Origin of the sequence: Desulfosarcina cetonica JCM 12296 (genome assembly GCF_001311845.1) — a bacterium.
Classification (GTDB): domain Bacteria; phylum Desulfobacterota; class Desulfobacteria; order Desulfobacterales; family Desulfosarcinaceae; genus Desulfosarcina; species Desulfosarcina cetonica.
The window spans coordinates 1-4,319 of the sequence record NZ_BBCC01000315.1 but is presented as its reverse complement, the minus strand read 5'-3'; the positions used below and the strand labels follow the sequence as shown (position 1 = coordinate 4,319).

Below are 4,319 nucleotides of genomic sequence, written 5' to 3'. Positions count from 1 at the left end.
GTCGCTCCGGGATGAATGCTGCCATCACTGTCGTTGCAATCATTTCCCCCACAGGCTGCATCGGTGTAACCGTCCCCATCGGCGTCCGGACAGGTGTCGACGATCAGATCCGAACCGTCACAGTTCTGATCGATGCCGTCATTGGCAATTTCCGTCGCGCCGGGATGAATGCTGCTGTTACTGTCGTCGCAATCGGTGCCCCCGCAGGCCGAATCGGTATAACCGTCCCCGTCGGCGTCCGGACAGGTGTCGACGATCAGGTCCGAACCATCGCAGTCCTGATCGATGCCGTCATTGGGGATTTCCGTCGCGCCGGGATAAATGCTGCTGTCATTGTCATTGCAATCCACCGACGCCCGATACCCATCGCCATCGTTGTCGGGATCGGTATTCCTCATCTGATTGCGGCGCTGGCGGACTTCAACCTCCGCCGGCGTTCTTACTCGCTTGACCGCCTCGGCCGGTGACAGGCTGTTGGTCAGCGATGTGCGGTCACGAACGGATTTGAGTACCGACATGGATTTCTTCGGCGCCCCGTAAAGGCTCAACTGCCGCAGCTCTTGCAGGGCGTCCAGGGCCGGCGTCAGACCGGCATCCAGTTGGAGGGCCTTCTCGTAGCAGCGGCCGGCCTGGTCGTACCGCCCCATGTCGCTGTAGTACAGCCCCATAAAGAAATAAAAGAGCGCCCGGGGGTTGGTGGTCATGGGTTCGCGCAGGGCCGCCTTCTCCGCTTCGCTCAACGACAATTGCAGGTATTCGACATAGGCAAATAAAAGCCGTTTTTCCAGCTCAATGATTTGATTGACCCGGCCCTCCATGGCCGGAAGGTCCTGCTTCTGTCGGCCGGGCACATCCATTACGCCCGGATTGACCCGGATGCTGGATTCCAAGATTCGGGTAATGGCGGCATCATCCAGGTCATCCATTCTCCCATCCGGACCGCCGCCTTCCAAAAGCCCCCCGCCCACCAGAAAACGTGCGCCCAGGATTCTGCCCAATCGGGATGCCGTTTCCGGTGCCACCAAGCCGCTCGACCCAAGGCGCATCTCATCCAAAAGGGCCTGTAGTCTTACGCGCTCCACGACGCGCAGGTTTTCCACTTTGGCCAGATCGGTCATGAGCATGAAGGCCAATCCCTTGCGCAGCACGTCCAACGCCGCTGCGCCCGTGGGATTGTCGAAATAGAGCACCGACAACGTGTTGGTTGGCATCGTCCCCCCGGCAAGAGCGGCTTCCTGAGCCAGCGCCTGCCTTGCCCAGGTTTTCTCCCCTTCGGTGACCACCTGACCGGCAATGACCGGTGTCATGCCCATTAAAATGGCCAATACGGCTCCCATAAAGGCAAGCAGCCGTTTTCTTTTCATCGGAAGGCTCCTTTCCGGACTTCTCAAACTGTACGATTCTGGGAAAATTGGTGAGGCGGTTACACAGACATTGACATATATCCAGCCGAACTATTGCTGTCAACGGCATTGATCCGGTGTACTGCACTCGCGGACGCCCTATTTCTCCACGCAGATGCGTCCCACGGCCCTCTCCACGGCGTCCAGGATTTCACCGGATCGCAACACCTGCACCATCGCCTGGATATCCTTGTATAATTCGCGGTCTTGCGCCATGAAGGGCACGTGACGCCGGATCACCCGGTAGGCCTCACGGGTACCCCGGCCGGCGGTCAAGGGGTGTGTTTCCGTGAGCAAATCGTAGGCCTGGGCCGCGCAGAGCAATTCGATGGCAATGACATTCTCCACGTTGGTGAGAATTTCACGACTTTGGCGAATGGCGATGGTTCCCATGCTCACATGGTCTTCCTTGTTGGCCGAGGTGGGAATGGAGTCCACACAGGCCGGGTGGGCCAGGACCTTGTTCTCCGAGACCAGGGCGGCGGCGGCATACTGACCGATCATCAGACCGGAATTGATACCGCCTTCCTTGATCAGAAAGGCCGGCAGCTCACTGAGTTGCGGGTTCACCAGGCGTTCGATGCGCCGCTCGGAAACACTGCCCAACTCGGCCAGCCCCATGGACAGGTAGTCGGCGGCCATGGCGATGGGCTGGCCGTGGAAATTACCGCCCAGGCGTACCTCCTCGGTGTCGGGAAAAATCAACGGATTGGTGGTGGTCGAGTTGATCTCGATATCGATCACCCGCCGGGCATGGGCCACGGCATCCTTGCTGGCACCGTGGATTTGCGGGGCGCAGCGCAGCGTATAGGCATCCTGGACCCGGGCGCATCCCTGGTGGGAAGCGATAATCTGGCTCTCCGCCGTCAGGCGCAACATATTATCGGCCGTGGCCAGCTGTCCGGGATGGGGGCGTACCTGGTGGATCCGCGGATCGAACTCGCTGTTGGAGCCCATGAGTACTTCCAGGCTCATGGCACAGGCAATGTCGGCCATTTTGGAAAGCCGCACGGCGTCATTGACGACCAAGGCGCCGATGGCACTCATCACCTGGGTGCCGTTGATCAGCGCCAACCCCTCCCCGGCCGCCAGTTGCAGCGGCGACAGTCCGATGCGGGATAGGGCCTCGGCTCCGGAAACCCGCTCGCCGTGGTGAAAGGCCTCACCCCGGCCGATCAATACCAACCCCAGATGGGCCGTGGGTGCGAGGTCGCCACTGGCACCCACCGATCCTTTTTCCGGCACCACGGGGATCACGTCCTGATTGAGAAATGCCAGCAGGTAGCGGATCGTCTCCATGCGGCAGCCGGAGTAACCCAGGCTGAGGTCGTGCACCCGTAGCGCATGATAGCCCGCACCACACTCTCGGAAAGCGGCTCTCCCACCCCGGCGGCATGACTCATGAGAATATTCTCCTGCAGCCGCCGGGTATCCTTTTCGGAAATGGTGACGTTGCATAGAGCGCCGAATCCGGTGGTGATGCCGTAAATCACCCGTTTTTCTTTAACCCAACGCTCGATCAGGCACTGGTACGGGCCACGCGGGCCTCTCCGAAACTCGACACGGCGACGTCTCGCCCGGATCGGGCAACGGACACCAAATCATCGATGGTGAGATTCTCTTTATCCAGGTAGAGCGGATTCATGGAGCCGATTCTCCGTAACCGCCGGCAAATACCAACTTTGCACAAGAGATGTCCGGGCGGCTATTCTTTTTCGTCAAACAGACGGTCCACGGCCCTCTCAACAGCGCCGTCATCGGCCATGAAGGGGATGGTAATCTGGTCGCCATTGTCATTCTCCCGGTTATAGGCCGCCGCCACCCCCATGGCATTGGGATTACGGGCAGTTACGCCGTGCCACTCCCCCCATCACGTCCCAGTTCATGGCCGACCGAATGATGGCGTCCACCCGACGGCTGCCATCCAGCACCAGGCCGAAACCGCCGTTGATGGCCTTGCCGATGCCGGTACCGCCCCCATTGTGCAGAGCCACCAGGGACATGCCCCGGGCCGCATTACCGGCAAAGCAGTGGGTGGCCATATCGGCGGTGACATTGCTGCCATCGGTGATATTGGCGGTTTCGCGGAAGGGCGAGTCCGTGCCGCCGGGATCGTGGTGATCCCGGCCCAGCATGATCGGTCCGACATCTTTGTTCCTTACCATGGCGTTGAACTTCAGGGCGATACGCATGCGTCCCGCGGCATCCTGGTAGAGAATTCGCGCCTGGCTGCCCACCACCAGGCGGTTCTTGCCCGCATCCCGGATCCATACATAGTTGTCCCGATCCTCGGCCCGTCGGCCGGGATCAATGCAATCCATGGCGGCCCGATCGGTTTTTTCCAAATCCACCGGGTCACCGCTGAGACAAACCCAGCGGAAAGGGCCGTACCCATAGTCGAAAATCGGCCCCATGATGTCTTCAAAGTAGGAGGGAAACACAAAACCGTCCTTCACATCCCGGCCGTTTCTGGCAACGTCGGTCACCCCGGCGTCGAACACCGCCGTGAGGAAAGCGTTGCCGTAGTCGAAGAAATAGGTCCCACGGTCGTGAAGGGTTCGGATCAGACCGATGTGGGTCCGCAAGCTGGCATCCACCCATTGGTGGAGGGTCTGGCGATCCTCGGCCAGCAGCCGCGTGCGTTCCGCAAAGCTGATCCCCTGGGGACAATAGCCGCCGTCGTAGGCACATGGCAGGAGGTCTGATCCGAAAGCAGATCCACACGGATGTGATGGTCGACAAGATACTGCAGCAAATCCACCACGTTGCCGTGGTAGGCGATGGAGAGTGCCCGCCGGTCGGCCTTTGCCTGAAGGGCTGCCTTGACGATCGCGTCAAGATCCGCCGAGACCATGCCGACCCAGCCCTGGCGCTGACGGGTATCGATGCGCGACCCGTCCACCTCGGCGATGATGG

General features: G+C 60.4%; 3 protein-coding genes and 2 pseudogenes. All 5 read right to left on the bottom strand.

Annotated elements, in window-relative coordinates; all coding sequences use genetic code 11:
• Positions 1 to 1,364: MopE-related protein (locus tag JCM12296_RS32800; protein WP_218188408.1), on the bottom strand; the 1,364-nt coding region annotated here is incomplete at its 3' end.
• Positions 1,365 to 1,502: 138 nt separating this feature from the next.
• A pseudogene (gene hutH / locus JCM12296_RS32795) lies at positions 1,503 to 2,896 on the bottom strand (histidine ammonia-lyase).
• Between the two features lie 26 nt (positions 2,897 to 2,922).
• Complete coding sequence (locus tag JCM12296_RS48640; protein WP_281492243.1) at positions 2,923 to 3,048, bottom strand: hypothetical protein; 126 nt, start codon at positions 3,046 to 3,048, stop codon at positions 2,923 to 2,925.
• Positions 3,049 to 3,241: 193 nt separating this feature from the next.
• Positions 3,242 to 3,817 carry a hypothetical protein gene (locus tag JCM12296_RS48635; protein WP_281492244.1) on the bottom strand — a complete coding sequence of 192 codons (576 nt, stop codon included), beginning with the start codon at positions 3,815 to 3,817 and terminating at the stop codon, positions 3,242 to 3,244.
• Between the two features lie 60 nt (positions 3,818 to 3,877).
• Positions 3,878 to 4,257: pseudogene (locus JCM12296_RS48630) on the bottom strand (urocanate hydratase); the annotation flags it as partial.
• Positions 4,258 to 4,319 lie beyond the last annotated feature (62 nt).

What these genes read in the sequence shown, in the direction of transcription:
- JCM12296_RS48635 (WP_281492244.1), bottom strand. Translation starts at nt 3,817, where the DNA reads ATGGGGCCGATTTTCGACTATGGGTACGGCCCTTTCCGCTGGGTTTGT.
- JCM12296_RS48640 (WP_281492243.1), bottom strand. Translation starts at nt 3,048, where the DNA reads ATGAATCCGCTCTACCTGGATAAAGAGAATCTCACCATCGATGATTTG.